Origin of the sequence: Streptomyces xiamenensis (assembly GCF_000993785.3) — a bacterium.
Lineage (GTDB): Bacteria > Actinomycetota > Actinomycetes > Streptomycetales > Streptomycetaceae > Streptomyces > Streptomyces xiamenensis.
Genome location: NZ_CP009922.3, coordinates 3,110,557 through 3,130,142, shown reverse-complemented (window position 1 = coordinate 3,130,142; position 19,586 = coordinate 3,110,557). Strand labels below are relative to the sequence as shown.

20 protein-coding genes and 2 pseudogenes are annotated in these 19,586 nt (G+C 72.7%); 9 read left to right on the top strand and 13 right to left on the bottom strand.

Annotated elements, in window-relative coordinates; translation table 11 throughout:
- Positions 1 to 80 precede the first annotated feature (80 nt).
- Positions 81 to 851 (top strand): diacylglycerol kinase family protein, encoded by a 771-nt coding sequence (locus tag SXIM_RS14345; protein WP_030733107.1) that lies wholly within the window; start codon positions 81 to 83, stop codon positions 849 to 851.
- Here SXIM_RS14345 and SXIM_RS14340 read toward each other — a convergent pair.
- Positions 848 to 1,366 (bottom strand): GbsR/MarR family transcriptional regulator, encoded by a 519-nt coding sequence (locus SXIM_RS14340; protein ID WP_046724257.1) that lies wholly within the window; start codon positions 1,364 to 1,366, stop codon positions 848 to 850. The two genes, SXIM_RS14345 and SXIM_RS14340, sit on opposite strands and share 4 nt — an antisense overlap.
- Before the next feature lie 66 nt (positions 1,367 to 1,432).
- Between SXIM_RS14340 and SXIM_RS14335 the strand changes: the two genes are divergently transcribed.
- From SXIM_RS14335 to SXIM_RS14305, 7 genes are all read left to right on the top strand, one after another.
- A complete protein-coding gene (locus SXIM_RS14335) occupies positions 1,433 to 2,353 on the top strand; it encodes an ABC transporter ATP-binding protein (protein WP_030733105.1) in 921 nt (306 codons plus the stop codon).
- Entirely contained in the window at positions 2,350 to 4,029 is a 1,680-nt protein-coding gene (locus SXIM_RS14330) for an ABC transporter permease (RefSeq protein WP_046724256.1), read from the top strand. The genes SXIM_RS14335 and SXIM_RS14330 overlap by 4 nt, the downstream gene beginning before the upstream one ends.
- 237 nt (positions 4,030 to 4,266) lie before the next feature.
- Positions 4,267 to 4,866 carry a hypothetical protein gene (locus SXIM_RS14325; RefSeq protein WP_148236114.1) on the top strand — a complete coding sequence of 200 codons (600 nt, stop codon included), beginning with the start codon at positions 4,267 to 4,269 and terminating at the stop codon, positions 4,864 to 4,866.
- 11 nt (positions 4,867 to 4,877) lie between these two features.
- Complete coding sequence (locus tag SXIM_RS14320) at positions 4,878 to 5,711, top strand: class F sortase (RefSeq protein WP_168222770.1); 834 nt, start codon at positions 4,878 to 4,880, stop codon at positions 5,709 to 5,711.
- A 135-nt stretch (positions 5,712 to 5,846) separates the two neighbouring features.
- Positions 5,847 to 6,215 carry a YbjQ family protein gene (locus SXIM_RS14315; protein ID WP_030733097.1) on the top strand — a complete coding sequence of 123 codons (369 nt, stop codon included), beginning with the start codon at positions 5,847 to 5,849 and terminating at the stop codon, positions 6,213 to 6,215.
- Positions 6,216 to 6,224: 9 nt separating this feature from the next.
- Positions 6,225 to 6,827 (top strand): DUF7691 family protein, encoded by a 603-nt coding sequence (locus tag SXIM_RS14310; RefSeq protein ID WP_046724255.1) that lies wholly within the window; start codon positions 6,225 to 6,227, stop codon positions 6,825 to 6,827.
- 98 nt (positions 6,828 to 6,925) lie between these two features.
- Positions 6,926 to 7,639: a bleomycin resistance protein gene (locus tag SXIM_RS14305; protein ID WP_046724254.1), complete on the top strand. Its 714-nt coding sequence runs from the start codon at positions 6,926 to 6,928 to the stop codon at positions 7,637 to 7,639.
- 125 nt (positions 7,640 to 7,764) lie between these two features.
- Here the strand turns inward: SXIM_RS14305 and SXIM_RS14300 are convergent, their stop codons facing one another.
- From SXIM_RS14300 to SXIM_RS14250, 12 genes and pseudogenes are all read right to left on the bottom strand, one after another.
- Positions 7,765 to 8,190: a hypothetical protein gene (locus SXIM_RS14300; protein WP_030733088.1), complete on the bottom strand. Its 426-nt coding sequence runs from the start codon at positions 8,188 to 8,190 to the stop codon at positions 7,765 to 7,767.
- Complete coding sequence (locus SXIM_RS14295; RefSeq protein WP_030733085.1) at positions 8,187 to 8,603, bottom strand: prevent-host-death protein; 417 nt, start codon at positions 8,601 to 8,603, stop codon at positions 8,187 to 8,189. The genes SXIM_RS14300 and SXIM_RS14295 overlap by 4 nt, the downstream gene beginning before the upstream one ends.
- An 826-nt stretch (positions 8,604 to 9,429) precedes the next feature.
- Positions 9,430 to 10,665: pseudogene (kynU, locus tag SXIM_RS28120) on the bottom strand (kynureninase); the annotation flags it as partial.
- Entirely contained in the window at positions 10,658 to 11,479 is an 822-nt protein-coding gene (locus SXIM_RS14285; RefSeq protein WP_030733078.1) for a tryptophan 2,3-dioxygenase family protein, read from the bottom strand. The pseudogene kynU and the gene SXIM_RS14285, both read right to left, overlap by 8 nt.
- A gap of 166 nt (positions 11,480 to 11,645) precedes the next feature.
- The gene (locus tag SXIM_RS14280; protein ID WP_030733075.1) at positions 11,646 to 12,059 is read right to left on the bottom strand and encodes a DUF3151 domain-containing protein; all 414 of its coding nucleotides are present in this window, start codon (positions 12,057 to 12,059) and stop codon (positions 11,646 to 11,648) included.
- A gap of 51 nt (positions 12,060 to 12,110) precedes the next feature.
- The gene (gene fbaA, locus SXIM_RS14275) at positions 12,111 to 13,133 is read right to left on the bottom strand and encodes a class II fructose-bisphosphate aldolase (RefSeq protein WP_030733072.1); all 1,023 of its coding nucleotides are present in this window, start codon (positions 13,131 to 13,133) and stop codon (positions 12,111 to 12,113) included.
- Between the two features lie 150 nt (positions 13,134 to 13,283).
- A complete protein-coding gene (gene pyrE, locus SXIM_RS14270; protein WP_030733069.1) occupies positions 13,284 to 13,820 on the bottom strand; it encodes an orotate phosphoribosyltransferase in 537 nt (178 codons plus the stop codon).
- An 11-nt stretch (positions 13,821 to 13,831) separates the two neighbouring features.
- A complete protein-coding gene (locus tag SXIM_RS14265) occupies positions 13,832 to 14,695 on the bottom strand; it encodes an aldose epimerase family protein (RefSeq protein ID WP_030733067.1) in 864 nt (287 codons plus the stop codon).
- Between the two features lie 23 nt (positions 14,696 to 14,718).
- Positions 14,719 to 14,898 (bottom strand): hypothetical protein, encoded by a 180-nt coding sequence (locus SXIM_RS28115; RefSeq protein ID WP_425473462.1) that lies wholly within the window; start codon positions 14,896 to 14,898, stop codon positions 14,719 to 14,721.
- Positions 14,895 to 15,725: an SRPBCC family protein gene (locus SXIM_RS14260; protein WP_053116194.1), complete on the bottom strand. Its 831-nt coding sequence runs from the start codon at positions 15,723 to 15,725 to the stop codon at positions 14,895 to 14,897. Before SXIM_RS14260 ends, SXIM_RS28115 begins: the two co-directional genes overlap by 4 nt.
- 178 nt (positions 15,726 to 15,903) lie before the next feature.
- Positions 15,904 to 16,713 (bottom strand): annotated as a pseudogene (locus SXIM_RS14255) (spermidine synthase); the annotation flags it as partial.
- Complete coding sequence (locus tag SXIM_RS14250; protein ID WP_030733060.1) at positions 16,710 to 17,267, bottom strand: DUF2617 family protein; 558 nt, start codon at positions 17,265 to 17,267, stop codon at positions 16,710 to 16,712. The gene SXIM_RS14250 and the pseudogene SXIM_RS14255, both read right to left, overlap by 4 nt.
- A 446-nt stretch (positions 17,268 to 17,713) precedes the next feature.
- Here SXIM_RS14250 and SXIM_RS14245 point away from each other — a divergent pair, with 446 nt between their 5' ends.
- The gene (locus tag SXIM_RS14245) at positions 17,714 to 19,471 is read left to right on the top strand and encodes an ABC transporter family substrate-binding protein (RefSeq protein WP_030733057.1); all 1,758 of its coding nucleotides are present in this window, start codon (positions 17,714 to 17,716) and stop codon (positions 19,469 to 19,471) included.
- Positions 19,472 to 19,586: the final 115 nt, after the last annotated feature.

Here is a 19,586-nt window from a genome sequence, read left to right as displayed (position 1 = left end):
TGGGAAAGTCAGCTGCCCCGGATCGACGAAACCCCTGGCGCAATCGCGACAGGGGCTCTTGCACAGAGAGCTTACGGGAGATGGGGGCGGGAGGCGAACAGGTGCTCATCGTCATCGACCCGGCGGCACGGCGTGCGGATGGGGAATCGGTAAGGATCGCGCGCGATGTGCTGTGCGCGGGTGTGGGGGCGGGTGAGGCCAAGGTCCGCATGCTGGAGGGTCCGCAGGCCATGTCGAGGGCGCTGGCCCGGCGCGGCAGCCACCGGGTGGTGATCGTCGGGGACGACCGGGCCCTGGTCCGGGCGGTACGGGCGCTGCACCGCGCGGGAGAGCTGGCGGTGGCGCCGCTGGCGATGGTGCCGGTGGGCGCGGGCCCGGCGGTGGCGCTGGCGCGCGGCCTCGGGGTGCCGACGGACGCGGTGGCCGCCTCGCGGGCGGTGCTGGCGGGCGCGGACCGGTCGCTGGACCTGCTGACGGACGACGCGGGGGACGTGGTGCTCGGCGCGCTGGGCATTCCGGCGCCGCGTCCGCCGGTGGTGCCGTGGTGGCGGCGCGGGTTCGGCGCCGCGCAGGTCCGCGGTGAGCGGCTGCGGGTGGAGGCGGACGGGCGGGTGCTGGTGGTCGGCGACCGGCCGGTGACGGCGGTGTCGGTGCGGGCCGCGGGCGGGCTGGCCGAGGTGGTGGTCCGGGGCGGTTCCGAGGTACGGGTGCGGGCGGCGTCGGTGACGGTGACCGGGCAGACGGGGCAGGGGTTCCGGTACCGGGCGGACGCGATGGACTGCGGGCCGACCCGGGCGCGGACCTGGACCGTGCTGGAGGGCGGACTGCGGCTGCGGATGCCGCCGGGCTAGTCGGTGCCGGTGCCGGTGCCGGTGCGCTTCCGTTCGCGCCAGCGGTCCAGCATCCCGCTCAGCTCCTCCTGGAGGAAGAACATGAAGTCGGCGGTCTCGGCCAGCCGTTCGGCGGCCGGGGTGCCGGGGCCGACGACCTCGGCCCCGGCGCGCATGCTGGCGCTCCAGCGCTCGATGATCGGTTCGCGGTGGACCAGGGCGGCGAACCACACGTGCTGGTGGAGGCGGTAGCGCTCGCGCCGGGAGCCGGGCTCGCGTTCGCGGCTGACCATGTGGACATTGGCGAGGTAGCGCACGCCGCCGGAGACGGCGGCCGGGCTGACCTGGAGCCGGCGGCCGATCTCGGCGGCGCTGAGGACCCCCTCCTCCGAGGCCATCAGGCAGGCGAAGATCCTGGCCGGCATCCGGGCCATGCCGGCTTCGATGAGGTCGGCGGCGAACCGTTCCACGAAGGCCGCCACGGCCGCCTCGTCCCGGGGCTGCTGATCGTTCACCTGCTCATACTCCCATCTCATCGCCGGCCGTCTCTCTTGGCGCTTTCTTAACTTCACACATTACTGAAAGTTCGGTAACTTCGAGAGATGACCCAGGCAACTCCCCCCACCGCCATCGAGGTGACGGGGCTCGTGAAGACCTTCGGCAGGACCCGTGCCCTCGACGGCCTCGACCTGACCGTCCGCTCCGGTGAGGTGCACGGCTTCCTCGGCCCCAACGGCGCCGGCAAATCCACCACCATCCGGGTCCTGCTCGGCCTGCTGCGCGCCGACACCGGCACGGCCACGCTGCTCGGCGGCGACCCGTGGGCCGACGCGGTGGCCCTGCACCGGCGGCTGGCGTACGTACCGGGCGACGTCGAACTGTGGCCCTCCCTCACCGGCGGCGAGGCCATCGACCTCCTCGGCCGGCTGCGCGGCGGGCTCGACGCGCGGCGCCGCGCGGAGCTGATCGAGCGCTTCGACCTCGACCCGACGAAGAAGGGCCGCACCTACTCCAAGGGCAACCGGCAGAAGGTGGCCATCGTCGCCGCCCTCGCCTCCGACGCCGAACTCCTCCTGCTGGACGAGCCCACCGCCGGCCTCGACCCGCTCATGGAGGTCGTCTTCCAGGACGTCATCCTCCAGGCCAAGGCCGCCGGGAAGACCGTGCTGCTCTCCAGCCACATCCTGGCCCAGGTCGAGAAGCTGTGTGACCGGGTGAGCATCATCCGGCTCGGGAAGACCGTCCAGAGCGGCACCCTCGACGAGATGCGGCATCTGACCCGCACCACCATCGAGGCGGTCACCGAGCGCCCGTCCGCCGCGCTCGCCCAGGTCGCCGGGGTGCACGACCTGCGCGGCGGCGAGGCGCCCGGGGAGGTGCGCTTCACGGTGGACGGCGCCCGGCTGGACACGGTGGTGCGGGAGCTGTCCGGGTACGGGGTCAGGTCGCTGGTCAGCCATCCGCCGACCCTCGAGGAACTCATGCTGCGGCACTACGGCGACGAACTGGCGGCCCACCGGTGACCGCCGCCACCACGGCGGCGCCCGGCACCGCGCCCCTCCCCCGGCCCGCCCGGGACGATGCCCCGGCGGGCGCGCTGACCGGCACCGGCGTCCTGCTGCGCTTCGCGCTGCGCCGCGACCGGGTACGGCTGCCGGTGTGGATCGGCGCCCTCGTCCTGGGCACCGCCTCCTCCCTGGCCAGCTTCGAGTCCACCTACGCGGACGCCGCCGACCGGCAGGCCGTCGCCGACACCCTCGGCAGCCCGGCCGGGCTCGCCATGACGGGACCTGCCCGCTATCTGGAGGGCGACTACGGCTTCGGCGCGATGCTCGGCCACCAGATGCTCGGCTTCGTCCTGGTCGTGGTCGGACTCATGAGCGTCCTCACGGTGGTGCGGCACACCCGGGCCGAGGAGGAGAGCGGGCGCGCCGAACTGCTGCGGGCCGGCGTGCTGGGGCGGCACGCCCAGCTGGCGGCGGCGCTCGTGCTCGCCGCGCTCGCCAACGTGCTGCTGGGGCTCGGGGTGACGGCCGCCGTGGTGGGACAGGGCGCCGAGGGCGCGCTGCTGTACGGGGCGGCGCACACCGCCACCGGGCTCGTGTTCGCGGCGCTGGCGGCCGTCGCCGTACAGATCACCCCGTACGCGCGCGGTGCCTCCGGCCTGGGGCTGGCCGCCATCGGGGTGGCGTACGCGCTGCGGGCGGTCGGCGACGTGGGCGGGGACGGCGGCAGCTCCGCGCTGTCGTGGCTGTCGCCGATCGGGTGGGCCCAGCGGACCTATGTGTTCGCCGGCGACCACTGGTGGCCGCTGCTGCTGTCGGTGGCGCTGGCAGCGGCCGGAACGTGGGGCGCGTTCGCCCTGTCGGTACGCCGGGACGTGGGCGCCGGGTTGCGCGCGCAGCGGCTGGGCTCCCCGACCGGTTCCGCCGCCCTCGGCCACCCGCTGGGGTTCGCGCTGCGGCTGCACCGGGGCGTCCTGGTGGCGTTCGCCGCCGGGCTCGCGCTGCTGGGGGTGATGTACGGCTCGATCCTGGGCGATGTCGAGAAGATGATCGAGGACATCGAGGCGGTGCGCGAGCAGGTGGCGCGGGCCGGCGGGGCGACCGTGGCCGAGTCCTTCCTGTCCGTGGTGCTGATCGTCCCGGCGATCGTGGCGGCGGTGTACGTGGTGATGGCGGCGCTGCGGCCGCACGCCGAGGAGAGTGCGGGGCGGGCGGAGCCGGTGCTGGCGACGGGCCTGTCCCGTACCCGGTGGGCCGGTTCCCATCTGCTGGTGGCGCTGGCGGGCGGCACCGCCGTGCTGGCGGTGGGCGGTCTCGCCCTCGGCGCCACCGGCGCGCTGTCGGGATCGGACGGCTCGCTGCTGTGGAAGACGCTGGGCGCGGCGCTGGCGTACGCCCCCGCGCTGTGGGTCACGGCCGGGCTCGCGGCGGTGCTGTACGGATGGTTCCCGCGCGTGAGCGCCGCCGCGTGGATCGTGCCGGCGTACGCATTCGTGTGCGGCTATCTGGGGGAATTGATCGGCTTCCCCTCCTGGCTGAACGATCTCTCCCCCTTCGGCCACGTCCCGCAGCTGCCCGCGGCGGCCCTGGACGGGGCCGCGTGGCTGTCCCTGCTGACGCTCACCGCGCTGGCCGCGGCCCTGCTGGCACTTGGCCTGGCGGGCTTCGGCAGGCGGGATCTGGACACCAAGTAGGGCCTGCGGAAGCACCTCGCGGGAGCACAATGGAAGGGAGGGAGGGCGGTGTCCACGCCCCCTTCCCGCAGACGCCCGGCCGTCCTTTCCCCCGAGGGGCGGTCGGGCCCTTCCGTAGGCCGTCGCGGTGCACCCGTACCCCGGTACGGAGCAACGCGGCACCCGCAGGGACGCACTCCGGATGCGGATCACATGACCCGCTGTTCGCATAGGTGACAACCCGTCACGCCACCGCGCGTGCCGTTCGCCGACGACCCGGAGGTCATCGCTCCTATGAAGTCCCAGTCACCGCGAAGGACGTCCACGACCGGGCGCCGCCTGGTCACCGGCGTCGCCGCCGCCTTTCTGACCCTCGGTCTGGCCGCCGCTCCAGCCGTCGCCGGAGGCGACAACAAGGGCAGCCAGACCACCAACCCGCCGCTGTCCATCAGCCCGAGCGCGGGCGGTGCCGGTACCTCCGTCACCGTCCGCTCCACTTGCCAGCCGGGCGGGCCCGCCACCTCGGAGGCGTTCCAGGCCGACATCAACCTGGCCACCAAGGAGTCGGACGGTCGCTGGTTCGGCACCGGCAAGATCAGGACCAGCGGCCTGACCATCGGGAAGAGCTACCCGGTCACCCTGGTGTGCGCCGATGGCGTCACCCTGACGACCAACTTCACCTTCACCTCGGCGACCCCCTCCGGTGGCGCGGGGGCCGGCTTCGGCGGCACGGCGGACGGTGGCAGCACCGCCCAGACCACGGCGCTGGCCGTCGGCGGCGGTCTCGCCGTCGCCGGTGCGGTGGGTTACGTGTTCCTCGCCCGGCGCCGTCGCTCCGCCGGTAACCACTACTACTGATGGGCACGAGCGTGACTGAGATCCTGCGCGGCCTCCTGGGCGGTCCGGCCGCTCTCGTACGCCGGGCGGGCGAGCGCTACCGTTGCGCCCGCTCCCGTCCGGGTACCCCGAGCGGGCGGCGCCGTCCGGCGCCGCGCGGCCGGGGTCTCAGACACGCCGCTGCCCAGCGTCCGGCCTCCAGCCTGACCCGGTTCCAACGGCTCGCGCGCCGCAGCCGCCGCTATGAGGTGGCGGCTGCGGTGGCGGCGGTGACGGTCGGTCTGACGGCCGGCATCTGGCCGCCGGAGCCGGTGATCGAGTTCGGCAAGCAGCGGACCGCGGTGGCCGAGTCCGAGGCCGGGGCCAGCCCGACGATCGGCCCCTCCTACACCGGCGCCGAGGGATACGGGGCCCCGTTGCCCCGCTCCCGTCCGACCCGGGTCCGCGTCCCCTCCCTGGGCACGGATGTCGAGGTCTTCGGGGCCCAGCTCGACCCGGACGGCGGCCCGCCCACCCCGGCCGAGGAGGACGCCATGCGCGCCGCCTGGTACTCCGGCGGCGTCTCCCCCGGCGAGCGCGGGGCGGCCCTGCTGGTCGGCCACCTCGACACGTACGTCGGCCCGGCGGCCTTCGCGGGCCTGGCGAACCTCCAGCCCGGCGAGACGGTCGAGGTCGACCGGGAGGACGGCACCATGGCGACCTTCATCGTGGACGCGGTGGAGATGTACGCCAAGAACAACTTCCCCTCCGACCTCGTCTACGGCTCGGACGACACCCCCCAGCTCCGCCTCATCACCTGCGGCGGCGCCTGGTCGGCTCAGACGGGCTACGACTCCAACATCGTGGCGTACACACACCTGGCATGACCGCGCCCCGGTGCCGGGATTCCGGCCGGCCCACGGCCCGGCCGGCGGAGCGGATCACCGGTGGGCGTCCGGAGTCGCGGGCGGCCTCCGCACACCTTCTCGCCATCACCCGCCGCCCGGCCTAGGCTTGTGGGCATGAGCATCGACGATTTCGGCGGCGGCCCGAGCGCGGCCGCGGGAGTGCTGGTGGTCACGACCAACGACATCCCGGGGCGCCGGGTCACCGAGGTGATCGGTGAGGTCTTCGGACTGACGGTGCGTTCGCGCAACCTCGGCAGCCAGATCGGTTCGGGCATCAAGTCGATGTTCGGCGGCGAACTGCGCGGACTGACCAAGACGCTCGCCGAGTCCCGGGCCCAGGCCGTGGAGCGGCTGATGGAACAGGCCCGGGCGCGCGGCGCCAACGCGGTGCTGGCGATGCGGTACGAGGTCAGCACGGCGGACTTCGGCACCGAGGTGTGCGCGTACGGCACGGCGGTCCGCCTGGCGGACGCCGACTCCTAGACTCGCGCCATGAGTTACGCACTGAGCCTGTATCTCGTCGATCCCGTGCTGGTGCGCGGCGTCGTCGGCGGCGGGGACGAGAAGCAGCGGCGGATGATGGGCGGCCGCTTCAAGCGGGAACTCGCCCGGGACGACGAGTGGTTCGCCGAGCAGATAGCCGAGGGGGCGCCCACGGCGTACGAGGCGCTGCGTGCGGTGATCGACGGTGGCCCGTTCGAGAAGGCGCACGCCTTCCAGTACGCGTACGCCTACCAGCGGATCTGTGCCTTTCACGGCCAGGCGCTGGACAACAACAGCTTCTCGCCCTTCCGCTACGGATGGCTGGGCCGGGTGGACGAGGGTCTGGCGCGGCTGGGCGTCACCGCGGTGGACGTCACCTCCTTCACCTACCACGACTTCCCCGGCCCGCTGCCGCGCCCCGACGACGTGCCGGGGCACGGCGTGTGGAGCGCGGCCGACTGTACCCGCGCGCTGACGCAGTGGGAGTCCGCCACCCGCGAGCAGCGGTCCGCGCTGGACGGGGAGGTCCTGGAAGCCGTCGAGTCGATCGCGGAGTGGCTGCGCCGGGCGGCGGCGAAGCCGGGCGCCGGTGTCGTGGGGTTCTTCGCCTGAGCCGGAGCACCGCCGCGCGCCGTCCCCGGGAGGCGGTGCGCGGCGATGCTCCGTGCCACCACAGGCACCGGTAGTCAAATTTGACTAGAGTCGGCGGCATGACTGAGAAAACCATTCCGCTCCTCACCTGTCCGGCCATCGCGCCGGTCGCCGAGTTCTACACCGCGCTCGGCTTCGCGGTGACCTTCGAGCAGCACAGCCCGTACGCCTACCTCGTCGTCGAACGCGGCACGGTGGAGCTCCAGTTCCTCGGCATGAAGAACTTCGACCCGGCCACCTCCCTCGGCGGCTGCTACATCCTCACCGACGAGGTCGACGCCCTGCACGAGATCTTCCGGGCCGGCCTCAAGGAGACCTACGGGAAGGTGCCCACCCGCGGCATACCGCGGATCGGGCCGCTGAAGGACATGGCGTACGGCGTGCGGCAGTTCCTCATGACCGACCCCGGCGGGAACTCGGTCCGGGTCGGGCAGCCGACCGGCGGCGACGGACACATCGAGCCCGCGCCCAAGGACACCTTCGAGCGCGCCCTGCACTTCGCGGCGCTCTTCGCCGACTCCAAGGAGGACCTGCCGGCCGCCGCCACAGTGCTGGACCGGGTGCTGGCGCTGACCCACCGGCGGCCCACGCCCGTGCAGCGCGCGCGGCTGCTGATCCTGCGCGCCGATGTCGCGCACCGCACTGGGGAGGACGCCGCCGCCGTCACCCGGCGCCTGGACGAGGCGGCGGCCGTCCCGCTCTCCGACGCGGAACGGGCCACCATCCCCGACGACCTCGCCCGGCTCGCCGAACTGCGGCTCAGCCTCCCCTGAGGAGGCCGATCAGCCGGGCACCCGCCGCCGTTCCCGGGTCCATCGGCGCGTCGTGCCCGGCGTGCTGGGCAGGCGCGGCGGATCGGCCGCCACCGGGTCGGCGGCGTACGGCACGGCGGTCGGTGTCAGCCCCCGTCCGTCCAGTACTGCTGGAGTCTCGCCACCGCGTCGTTCTTGGTCATACCCGCGACCGTTCCCTCGTCGAGGCCCACACGGTGGAGGAGGAGATGCACCAGATCGGCGGGGAGCGCTTCGCGCGGCGGCTCGGGGGCGCCCCGGTCCGGCAGCTCACCCTGCTGGGCGCACGCCCAGAACTCCTCTTCGGTGACGTCCAGCTGGTCCCGCAGAATGTGCCGCCAGATGGCGGGGCCGTACCTGGTGCGGTCCACCGGATGCGAGATTCTGGTCCGCAGGATCCGGCCGTCGTACAGGGCGAGTTCAAAGGTGACGTGATGGGTACCGGTGCGCCCTCGGGCATCCCGGACCTGTTTCCACTCCTCCGTGCGGCAGAACCGGTCGTGGTTCTCACGGTCGGGCTGGGGCCAGGTCACCGCGCGGCACCCACCAGCCAGGCGCGCAGCTGCGCGTCATCGCTCAGCGCGATCAACTGCACCAGACCCCAGTTGCCTTCATGGTTGGGGGCGGTGCGCAGCCGGTCCTGCCAGTCCTCGGCGTACTCGCGCAGGACCTGGACCATCTCCTCCATGGCCTCGTCGAAGGACCCGCCGTCGGCGGCCAGCGGCAGGCCCGGCAGAAACACCGACCAGCCGCCCGCCTCCGCCACCACCTCCGCCTTCGAGGGACACACGAGGGACAGGTAGTGGCGCAGCCGCTCCACGTCCACCACCGCGGCCCGGCCCGAGTCGCGGCGCACGGTCGCCACCCGGCCCTCGTCCGCCGCGTCGAGGATGTCCTTCAGGTGTGCGCGAGCCTGGGTGTAGCTCTCGTAGTGCACTGCGGGCATGGCCTGCCTCCTCGGTCCTCTGCCCACAGTGTGCGGCCGGTGACCACGTACGTCAAGTACGTCGCGTACGTCACGTACCTGCCTGCGCCGGACCGCCCGCCAGCACGGCGATCAGCCGGGCCCCCGCCGCTGTTCCCGGGTCCATCGGCGCGTAGTGCCCGGTGCCCGGCAGCGGGATCACCGTCGCGCCGTGCCGGGTGGCGTACGCCAGCGAGTGGGCGAGCGGCACCTGCCCGTCCTCCGCGCCGTGCAGCACGGTCACCGGACCCGGCGGGGTCGGCAGACGCAGCGGATCGGCCTGCGGGTGCGGCCCGCCCAGGTGGTCGCGGACCGCGCCCGCGCCCAGGCCCAGCCGGTCGGCCGCGACCAGGTCGGCGACCGGGGAGACCACGACCGTACGGGCCACCCGGCGGTGGTCACGGGCCGCCGCCCACAGTGCCAGCTGGCCGCCGGCCGAGTGGCCCGCCAGGGTGAGGGGTGCGCTGCCCGGCAGGGCGTCCAGGGCGGCGCGCACGTCCTCGGCGGCGTGCGGCCAGGACCCCGCTCCCCGGCGGTACTCGATCAGCGCCGCCGGGACCCCGTGCCCGGCCAGTGCCGCCGCGAGCGGGGACAGGTGGGCGCGGTCGTAGCTCTCGCGCCACCAGCCGCCGTGCACGATCACCACCCGCGGGTCCCCGTCCCCGTACAGGTCGACGAGCTGTGCGGGATGCGGGCCGTACCGCAGGGTGCGGGCGGGCGGGGCCGGGGGCCGGGAGAGCAGGGCGGCGGCCTCGTCGGCGTCCCGGCCGGTGTCGGGCGCCCCCGCGCCGGAGGGCGGGGCCGGGGTCCCGGCGAGCACCTCGGTCAGCACCCGCGCCGCGCGGTCCGCGTCGGCGAAGGAGGTGTACAGCGGGGTGAAGCCGAAGCGCAGCACGTCCGGTTCACGGAAGTCCGCCACCACCCCGCGGCGGGTCAGCTCCGCCGTGACCCGGCGCGCGTCGGGGCAGCGCAGGGCGACCTGGCTGCCGCGCCGGGCCGGGTCGGCGGGGGTGATGCTGGGCAGCAGCCCGGCGAGCCGGCGTTCGAAGAAGGCGGTCAGGGCCAGGCTCTTGGCCCGCACCTCGGCCATGTCGACGCCGTCCCACACCTCCAGCGCGGCCTCCAGGGCGAGCAGCGACAGGATCTCCGGGGTGCCGACCCGGCCGCGCGGGGCGCCGTCGGCCGGGCGGTAGCGGGGGGACATCGCGAACGGCTCCGCGTGCGAGTTCCACCCGGGGAGCGGCGAGTCGAACGCCTCCTGGTGCCCGGAGCGCACGTACAGGAACGCGGGGGCGCCGGGGCCGCCGTTGAGGTACTTGTAGGTGCAGCCGACCGCGAAGTCCACGCCGTCCGCGTCCAGCGCGAGCGGCAGGGCGCCCGCGCTGTGGCACAGGTCCCACACCGCCTGGGCGCCCGCCGCGTGGACCGCCGCCGTGATGCCGGGCAGGTCGCGCAGCTCGCCGGTGCGGTAGTCCACGTGGTTGACGAGCACCGCGGCCGTACGCGGTCCGGCCTCCTCCGCGATCCGCTCGGCGGGGACGGGGCGCAGCGTCCGGCCCGTCAGCCGGGCCGCGGAGTCCGCTATGTAGCCGTCGGTGGGGAAGGTGGTGGCGTCCACCAGGATCTCGTCGCGGCCGGAGGGCGCGATCCGGACGGCGGCGACCATGGCCTTGAAGACGTTCACGCTCGTCGAGTCACCCACCACCACCTGGCCGGGTGCGGCCCCGAGCAGCGGGGCGATCCGGTCGCCGACCCGTTCGGGGGCGGTCCACCAGCCGGACTCGGTCCACGAGCGGATCCGCAGCTGCCCCCACTCGCGGGACACCACCTCGGCGAGGCGGTCCGGGACCGTACGGGGCAGGGCGCCCAGCGAGTTGCCGTCGAGGTAGACGGTGTCGTCCAGGACGAACGCGGCGCGTTTGGCGCGCAGGGGGTCGGCCGCGTCCAGCCGCCGCGCCTCGGCCCCGGGTTCGCCCGCGTCAGCGGCCACGGTCGGTGTCCCTGCCCCGGTGGCTGTCTCCGTCCCGGTGCCGGCTTCAGACATGGCTGCGCGCCGTCCACAGTTCGGGGAAGACGTTCTTGGCGGCACGTTTCTCCAGCCAGGCGACCCCGGCGGAGCCCGCCGTCCCGGTCTTGCCGCCCATCGCCCGCCGGGTGGCGACCAGATGGTCGTTGCGCCAGCGCCACACGAGCTCGGCGACCTCGGTCAGCGCCTCCCCCAGCCTCTGGAGGGGGCCGTCGCCGGCCGCGTACACCCGCTGCCAGGCCGCCTCCACCTCCGGGTGCGGCTCGTAGCGGGCGCTGAAGTCGCGGCCGAGCACCTCGGCGGGCAGCGGCCGATCGCCGTGCCGGGAGAGGTAGGCCAGCGCCTCGTCGTACAGTCCGGGCTCGTGCAGGGCCTTGGCCAGCTCGTCGTGGACCTTCGGGGTGCCGCGGTGCGGGACCAGCATGGCGGCGGACTTCTCGCCGAGCAGGAACTCCATCCGCCGGTACATCGCCGACTGGAAGCCCGAGCCTTCCCCCAGCGCCGCCCGGTAGGCGTTGAACTGCCCCGGGGTGAGGTGGGCCAGCGGCTCCCAGGAGGCGTTGAGCGCGCTGAGCTCGTACCCGGAGCGGCGCAGCGCCTCCAGCGCGCGCGGGAGGTCATCACCGCGCAGCGCGTCGGCGGCGGTCCGCCATTCGTGCACGATCACGGTGAACCACAGCTCCATGACCTGGGTGGTGACGAGGAACGCCATCTCGCCCGGGTCCTTCGAGAGCGGGCGCTGGAGGTGGGTCAGCACCTCGGCCCGTACATAGTCCTCGTACGGCGTGCTGCCGTCGTAGTGCAGCGTCGGCTCGCCGGGGGTGTCCGACATCTCGCTGGCTCCTTCACGCTGGTCCGTACACCTGCGTACTTCCCGGGATCGCCGGGGTACAGCCGCAGAGTACGTCCCCCGGGCCCGAAGAGCGCCCCCGCGTGGTGTGCGGGGGCGCTCTCGTGGTCACGGGCGTCGCGCGGGCCCGGCGGTCAGGTGCGGGGGTTCAGGACAGCGTCTGGGCCGCGGTGGGCGAGCTGTCGCGCAGGAAGGTCGTGCAGCGCTCGTACTCCTCCTGCTCCCCGATGGCCTGCGCGGCGCGCGCCAGCGCGTGCAGGGCGCGCAGGAAGCCCCGGTTCGGCTCGTGCTCGAACGGGATGGGGCCGTGCCCCTTCCAGCCGCTGCGGCGCAGCGCGTCCAGGCCGCGGTGGTAGCCGGTGCGGGCGTACGCGTAGGAGGCGACGGGAGCGCCCTCGGCGAACGCGTCGTCGGCGAGCTGGGCCCAGACCAGGGAGGAGGCCGGGTACTTGGCGGCCACCTCGGAGGGGGCGGTGCCGGACGCGAGCAGTTCGCGCGGCTCCGGGTCGTCGGGCAGGTGGGTCGGGGGCGGACCCCCGAGCAGGTTCTCGTGAAGGGACATGTGGTCCAGTCTGCCTGCTCGGGGGCGCCTTTCACCTCGGTGCCCGGGGTGTCACTTCAGGCGGGTGCCGGTGGAACGCAGGTCGCCGCAGGCCTGGGTGACGCGGGCGGCCATGCCGGCCTCGGCGAGCTTGCCCCAGCTGCGCGGGTCGTAGGTCTTCTTGTCGCCGACCTCGCCGTCGACCTTCAGCACGCCCTCGTAGTTGCGGAACATGTGGTCGGCGACGGGCCGGGTGAAGGCGTACTGGGTGTCGGTGTCGAGGTTCATCTTCACCACGCCGTTGCCGAGCGCGGTGGCGATCTCCTCGCGGGTGGAGCCGGAGCCGCCGTGGAAGACGAAGTCGAAGGGGCTCTGCTTGCCGTAGCGCTCGCCGACGCCCTCCTGGAGGTCCTTGAGCAGCTCGGGGCGGAGCACGACGTTGCCGGGCTTGTAGACGCCGTGCACATTGCCGAAGGAGGCGGCCAGCAGGTAACGGCCCTTCTCGCCCAGGCCCAGCGCCTCGGCGGTGCGCAGGGCGTCCTCCACGGTGGTGTACAGCTTGTCGTTGATCTCGTGGGTGACGCCGTCCTCCTCACCGCCGGTGGGGGTGATCTCCACCTCCAGCACGATCCTGGCGGCGGCGGCGAGGGCCAGCAGCTCCTCGGCGATCTCCAGGTTGTCCTTGAGGGTCTCGGCGGAGCCGTCCCACATGTGGGACTGGAAGAGGGGGTTCAGGCCGCGGTCGACGCGCTCCTTGGAGAGCTGGAGCAGCGGGCGCACGTAACCGTCCAGCTTGTCCTTGGGACAGTGGTCGGTGTGCAGCGCGATGTTCACCGGGTACTTCGCGGCGACGACATGGGCGAACTCGGCCAGCGCGGTCGCGCCGGAGACCATGTCCTTGTCGTACTGACCGCCCAGGAACTCGGCGCCGCCCGTGGAGATCTGTACGATGCCGTCGCTCTCCGCCTCGGCGAAGCCGCGCAGTGCGGCGTGCAGGGTCTGCGTCGAGGTGACGTTGATGGCGGGGTAGGCGAACTGGCCTGCCTTCGCCCGGTCGAGCATCTCGTTGTAGACCTCGGGAGTTGCGATGGGCATCTGTCCGCTCCTTGGTATCCGTGCGGTTCCGCGTCCCGCCCATCCTCCCAGACCGGAACAGATGCACCAGTGTGGCGGGCACCATAGACACAGAGAGTCACCGTTTCACGTGAAACAGTGACTCTCCGCGATAACCGCTGGCGGGGGGTGTCAGCCCAGGCCCAGCTCCGGCAGGCCGTAGATCTGCACATACGGCAGCCCGGCGGCCTCGACGGCCGGCGCCGCACCGCGTTCGATGATCACGGCGACCGCGACCACCTCGGCACCGGCCTCACGCACCGCGGCCACCGCCTCCAGCGCCGAGGACCCGGTGGTGGAGGTGTCCTCGACCACCAGCACCCGGCGGCCCGCCACGTCGGGGCCCTCCACCCGGCGCTGAAGTCCGTGCACCTTCTGCGCCTTGCGCACCACGAACGCGTCCAGCCGGCGGCCGCGCGCGGCCGCCGCGTGCAGCATCGACGCGGCCACCGGGTCGGCGCCCAGCGTCAGCCCGCCCACCGCGTCGTACTCCAGATGCGCGGTGGCCTCCAGCAGCACCTCGCCCACCAGCGGGGCGGCCTCCCCGTCCAGAGTGATCCGCCGCAGGTCGACGTAGTAGTCGGACTCCACCCCGGAGGAGAGGGTCACCTTGCCGTACACCACGGCCTTGTTCTGAATCTGCCGCAGCAGGGTCTCACGCGCGTTCATGAAAGCCGACATTACGGCAGCCGCCGCCAGGTCCAGACCGTGGAGATCTCCAGCGGCTCGATGGGGGTGACCAGGTGCGGGGTGGTGTTCAGCCCGTTCGGCGGCCCCGACTGCGGCTCCACGCACAGCGCTTCGGCCACCTCGTCGTAGATCACCACCCACTCGCTGCGGCTCGCGACCTTCAGCTCCAGCTGCCCGGGCCAGGTCAGGGTGACGTCCACCCCCTCCGGCATCCCGAAACAGTCGTCCCACGGCCCCGGCAGCGGCGTCACGCGCCGCCCGGTGGGCAGATGGTCATCGCCGCGCTCCTCCTGCCAGCCGGCGCTGAAAGCCAACTCCGCGCCCGGGGCTCCGGGAGTGAGATGCCGCAGGAACCAGGGGTGCCAGCCGGCCTGAGCGGGGAAGGACACCTCGGCGGTCTCCACCCCCAGGGTGAGCGTCAGCCCACTGCCGTCCTCGGCCAGTTCGACGCGCTGGGTCACCGTGCCCGCGTACGGCCAGGGGTCGCCCTGCTCGCCGGCGCCGATCGCGCGGCTGAACACCGCCGAGCGCTCATCGGCCCGCAGCGTCCGCCACGGCCTGCCCCGTACCGTGCCGTGCATGGCGTGCCGCTGGCCCTCGTCCACCGGCAGCTGGTGCGAGATCCCGCCGTTGCGGAACCGGCCCTCGCGGGTGCGGCCGCACCAGGGGGCCATCACGAAGGAGCCGAAGCGCTCGCCCTGCCGCAGCAGTTCGGTGCCGTCGATCAGCAGCGAGGACAGCCGGGCGCCCTGGTCGGGGCGCACCGTCAGCCGGGTGCCGCCGGCTCGCAGCGAGACGCCCTGCTCGGCACGGTCGTCCTGGCGGTCGGGTCGGTCTGAGTCATCCGTGGTCACCCGAAGACCATAACGAGGCCCGCTCAGCGGCGCCGTCGCAGCACCCGTCCCACCACGACGGCCGAGGCGAGGGCGAGCGCGGCGGCCGGGGCCACCCAGCGCAGCGGGATGGAGACGGCGCCCCCGGTACCGGGCGGCGGCGCGGGGGCGTAACGGCCGCGCGGCGGGGCGTGGTCGACCTCCTCGGCGCTGCGGCCGATCATGGTCCGGCGGGCGAAGTCGGCCTCGGGGGCCGGGCTGTGCCGGCGGGCGGCGCGTTCCCCCTCCTCCTCCAGGTCCTCCAGATCCTCCAAGTCCTCCAGGGCTTCGAGATCCTGCAGATCCTCCAGGCCGTCGAGCTCCTCCAGGCCCTCCAGCTCCGGAAGTCCCTCCAGGCTCTCCAGGTCCTCGAACTCCTGCCCACCGTGCGCGGACGCCGCCGCCGGCTGACTCTCGGGGCGGGGATGCCGGGGATGACCCGCTCGTTGTCACCGGGCTCACCGATGCCTCCGGTGCCGCTCACCGGCGGCACCTCGCCCCGCTCCACCTCCTCCTGGCCGAGATCGGCCACCAGCGCCTCCAGGAAGCGGTCCAGCAGCCTGCGGCCCGCCGTCTCCCGCTGCCGTGCCCCGATGGCCGCCAGCCGGCCCTCGCTGCGCACGGAGGCGCTGAAGGCGAGGGTGGTGCCGGAGCCGTCGGCGAGCGTGCGCGGGGCGACGGTGAGGGTCAGCGCAGCGGTGCCGGTACCGCGTGCCTCACCGCCCTCGGCGGTGAGGGTGAGGGGCCCGGTTCCGGCCGGGGCCGTGACGGTCAGGGTGCCCCGATAGGTGATGGAGGTGCCGCCGATGCGCAGCCGCAGCCGGCCGGCGACAGTGGACGGCTCCGCCGCGGCGCCGGAACCCGCGGCGGAAGCGGCGGGTTCCCCGGACGGCCCGGACGGCTGCTCCCGGTCCAGCTCAAGGCCGGGAACACAACGGGCCACCCGCCCCGGATCGGCGAACGCGCTCCGCAGCACGGCGGCGGAGAACGGGACGTAGACCTCGTGTTCCATGCGGCGACCCTACCCACTGGGGCCGCTTAAACGACTAGTCCGACACAGGACACGGAAACCGGCCACCCCACCTGGGGGCACTCCGACGCCGACCCGGCCTGCCAGCCCACCCGGCCTTCCTCCGCCGCCCTGATCCGCCCCGTTCCCCGCACCGCTATCCGGGCTCCTCACCGGTCCCGCCGCTCACCGCCCGCTCCGCCAGCGCCGCGTCCGTGGCCCGCTCCAGCGGAGCCACCCACGTGATCAACCCGAGCAGCACCACGATGACGCTCGCGTTGAGCGCGAGCAGCCGCCACCGCCAGGAGCGGGTCAGATCGTGCCGGAACAGCCACAGCACCAGCAGCCCGCCCGCCGCCGCGTTGACCGCGCCGGTGACCAGGGCGGCCGTGAGCCGCCCCAGCAACGGCAGCAGAAGAAAGGGGAAGGCCAGCCCGCCGAGCAGCGCCCCCACGTAGTCCGCCGCCGACAGATCGGCCACGGCGCGGTCCGCCTCCTGCTCCCTGATCCGCTGGATGAGCGCCATCAGCAGCGGCATCTCGGCACCGATCAGCACCCCGATGGCGAGCGCGTAACCGAACAGCACCCAGCGCGCCTCGCCGCTCCACACGTAGGCGAGGCACAGCACCATGGCGCAACTGCCGCCCACCAGGCCGAGGAACGCCTCGATCAACGCGAAGTTGGCGGCGGCGTGCCCGCGCAGCCGTTTGGAGGCGAGCGAGCCGATCCCCATCGCGAAGACCATCAGCGACAGCACGACCGAGGTCTGGGTGACGGTGTCCCCCACCAAGTGATCGGCCAGTGCGATCAGTTCCAGCTCGTAGACCAGGCCGCAGGCCGCGCAGACGAAGACGCCGGCCAGCACCAGCGCCCGGCCGATACCGGGGGGCACCGGCAGCCAGGCGGCGTCGGAGCCGGGCCCGTTGTCGTGCGGCGAGCCGGACCGCCGGGGCGTGGGCCACCCCGGTGCGGGGGCGGATGGTGCGGTCACGAGCCGAACATTACGTCACTCCCCGCACCCACTCTGTCACCCGCGGAAGGGCTGTGCACGCCGATCCTGGTCCGGGTGACCACCAGGCGCCGCTCCTGCGGATAGGCGTGCCAGGTGCGCCAGTGCACCTGGTGGCCGCGCCGCTGGGCGAGTAAGGCCGTGAAGGCGTTCGGGTCACCGGGGAAGGTGGCGGCCAGTCCGTAGGGATGCTCGGCGACCAGCGCCAGCAGCTCCTGCGCGCGTCCGGTGAAGGAGCCGGCGCTCAGGGTCTCGACGCGGGCGGCGAACTCGTAGTCGAAGCTGCCCAGCCGCTTGGAGACCCCCAGCGGCAGGGGGGTGTTGCTGCCCGGCATGCAGGCCACGGTTTCGGAACAGGAGTCGCCCAGCGCGCTGAGCAGCACCTGATGGGAGGCTCCCAGCACGCGCAGTTGCACGCTCGCGCCGGCGAGTTCGAGATCGAGGGTGGCCAGGGACGGCAAGGGCTCGCGGCCCAGTGCCCAGGCCAGGTCGTCGGCCCTGGTGTCGGTATAGGCGGTGTGAATGGTGGTGAGCATGGGTCGGCTCCCGCACGCACGCGATCGATGGTGGGACGGACCGGCCACCGGTTACCCTCGGCCGGCTCCGTCCGCCGGGCCTGGCAGGCACTGGGCGGGGCGCCCAGGCGCTGAACCCGGATACGGACATCACCGAATCACGGAACACGCCGCCCCCACAGCGTTTTTACCCAACTTCGGCAGGTTTCCATCCCCCCGGGGACAGGGTGGGTCAGGTGTTCTCCTGCCCGTGCCCGCAATGCGAACACGCGTTCACGTTGCCGATGTGCTAGCACTGCGGAAACGCCCGTTTGTTCCATATATGCGCGTAGATACTGGTAACAACTCAGTCTGTTTCACATCTCGGCTGCACAACGGTCACTCTTGCGCACTTGTTCGCGCGCTGTTCTGTGACGAAGCTCTCCGCAACTTCACACTACAAGTCATCACACCGTGGAAGGCCCAAGATGACCCGAATCGGCAGGGCGTCAAAGCTGGGCGCAGCCATCCTGGGAGGCGCACTCGTCCTCTCAGCATGTGGCAGCGACAGCGACGGCGGCGACGACGCAGGCAAGAAGAACAACGGCGGCGGGGGGTCCTCCGACACGGTGACGCTCGCCTGGGCCCAGCCGCTGGACAGCTACAACCCCACGACCGCGGGCGCGAACTCCAACGCCAACGGCACCATACTCAACGGCACCGTCGGCGGCTTCTGGGGCTTCGACGGTGAGCGCGGTCTGGTCACCCCGCACGAGGAGTTCGGCACCTACGAGAAGGTGTCCGACGACCCGCTGACGGTCGAGTACACCATCAACGAGAAAGCCCAGTGGTCGGACGGCGTTCCGATCGACTGCATCGATGTCCAGCTGTGGTGGACCCAGCAGTCCGGCGCCATCGACGGCCTGTTCTCCGCCGTGGGCACTCAGGGCATCGAGGACACCACCCGCCCCGAGTGCGAGCCGGGCGGCAAGTCCTTCACCCTCGTCTACGACACCCCGTACGCCGACTGGGAGACCGCCGGCCCGGGTGTGGGCAACAACAAGATCATGCCGGCGCACGTCGTCGCCGCGGAAGGCGGTCTGAGCGAGGAGGAACTCCTCACCGCGCTGCTGGATGAGGACGCCGACGCCCTGGCCGACGCCGCCACGTTCTTCAACGAGGGCTGGCTGATCAACGGCGCGCTGCCGGACGAGTCGATCATCCCCTCCTCCGGCCCGTACAAGCTGAGCGGCTACGAGGAGGGCCAGTCGGTCACCCTGACCGCCAACGAGGCGTACTGGGGCGAGCAGCCGGCCACCAAGAACATCGTCGTCCGCATGGTCGCCGAGGAGCAGCAGGTCCAGGCGCTCCAGAACGGCGAGGTCGACGTCATCCAGCCGCAGCCGACGGTGGACGTGGCCAACCAGCTGGAGAACGCGACCGGCATCCAGACCTTCCTGGGTGACCAGTACACCTACGAGCACTGGGACTTCAACTTCGACCGCGGTCCGTTCTCGGACTCGCTGCCGCTGCGCCAGGCGTTCGCCCTGTGCGCCCCGCGCCAGCAGATCGTCGAGAACCTGATCCAGCCGATCGTGCCGGACGCCTCCGTCAAGGAAGTCCGTAACCTGGCTCCCTGGGACCCGGGTTACGACCTCGGTGTGGACGCCGTCGCCCCGGTGATCTCCGAATTCGGCACCACCGACATCGACCGCGCCCGCCAGATCCTGGAGGCCGAGGACGCGGTCGGCACCAAGATCCGCGTGGAGACCCTGGACAACCAGCGCCGCAACGACTCCGGCGCGCTGGTCAAGGCCTCCTGTGACCAGGCCGGCTTCGACGTCGAGTTCGTCTCCTCCGCCGACTTCTTCGACACCACCGGTGGCCTGTCGCAGGGCACCTTCGACGTCGCCCAGTTCGCCTGGATCGGCTCGAACCAGATGTCCGGCTGGAACTCCACCTTCCGCACCTCGGAGTGCACCGTCGAGGGCAAGGGCAACAACAACGGTTGCTACTCCAACCCCCAGGTGGACCAGCTGCTCGACGACATCCTGGTCGCCCCCAACCCTGAGGACGCCCAGGCCATCGCCGCCGAGATCGAGCTGCTGCTGTGGGAAGACCTGGCCACCATCCCGATCTTCCAGCACCCCGGCATCACCGCCTGGGGCGACAGCGTGCAGAACATCGTTCCCAACCCGTCCCAGGGTTCCATCACCTGGAACGTTCACGAGTGGTCCAAGGGCTGAGGCCGCGGCGGTGACGGCCCACCCGGTCCCCGGGTGAGCTGATCCACCGCACCGCATCACACGGCACACGCCTCACGGGGCCGGGGGCCTCAAACCCCCGGCCCCGTCTGCCATT

Coding starts and splice junctions, on each gene's coding strand:
- SXIM_RS14345 (WP_030733107.1), top strand. CDS start 81: ATGGGGGCGGGAGGCGAACAGGTGCTCATCGTCATCGACCCGGCGGCA.
- SXIM_RS14340 (WP_046724257.1), bottom strand. CDS start 1,366: ATGAGATGGGAGTATGAGCAGGTGAACGATCAGCAGCCCCGGGACGAG.
- SXIM_RS14335 (WP_030733105.1), top strand. CDS start 1,433: ATGACCCAGGCAACTCCCCCCACCGCCATCGAGGTGACGGGGCTCGTG.
- SXIM_RS14315 (WP_030733097.1), top strand. CDS start 5,847: ATGAGCATCGACGATTTCGGCGGCGGCCCGAGCGCGGCCGCGGGAGTG.
- SXIM_RS14310 (WP_046724255.1), top strand. CDS start 6,225: ATGAGTTACGCACTGAGCCTGTATCTCGTCGATCCCGTGCTGGTGCGC.
- SXIM_RS14305 (WP_046724254.1), top strand. CDS start 6,926: ATGACTGAGAAAACCATTCCGCTCCTCACCTGTCCGGCCATCGCGCCG.
- SXIM_RS14295 (WP_030733085.1), bottom strand. CDS start 8,603: ATGCCCGCAGTGCACTACGAGAGCTACACCCAGGCTCGCGCACACCTG.
- SXIM_RS14285 (WP_030733078.1), bottom strand. CDS start 11,479: ATGTCGGACACCCCCGGCGAGCCGACGCTGCACTACGACGGCAGCACG.
- SXIM_RS14280 (WP_030733075.1), bottom strand. CDS start 12,059: ATGTCCCTTCACGAGAACCTGCTCGGGGGTCCGCCCCCGACCCACCTG.
- fbaA (WP_030733072.1), bottom strand. CDS start 13,133: ATGCCCATCGCAACTCCCGAGGTCTACAACGAGATGCTCGACCGGGCG.
- pyrE (WP_030733069.1), bottom strand. CDS start 13,820: ATGAACGCGCGTGAGACCCTGCTGCGGCAGATTCAGAACAAGGCCGTG.
- SXIM_RS28115 (WP_425473462.1), bottom strand. CDS start 14,898: ATGATCGGCCGCAGCGCCGAGGAGGTCGACCACGCCCCGCCGCGCGGC.
- SXIM_RS14260 (WP_053116194.1), bottom strand. CDS start 15,725: ATGGAACACGAGGTCTACGTCCCGTTCTCCGCCGCCGTGCTGCGGAGC.
- SXIM_RS14250 (WP_030733060.1), bottom strand. CDS start 17,267: ATGCTCACCACCATTCACACCGCCTATACCGACACCAGGGCCGACGAC.
- SXIM_RS14245 (WP_030733057.1), top strand. CDS start 17,714: ATGACCCGAATCGGCAGGGCGTCAAAGCTGGGCGCAGCCATCCTGGGA.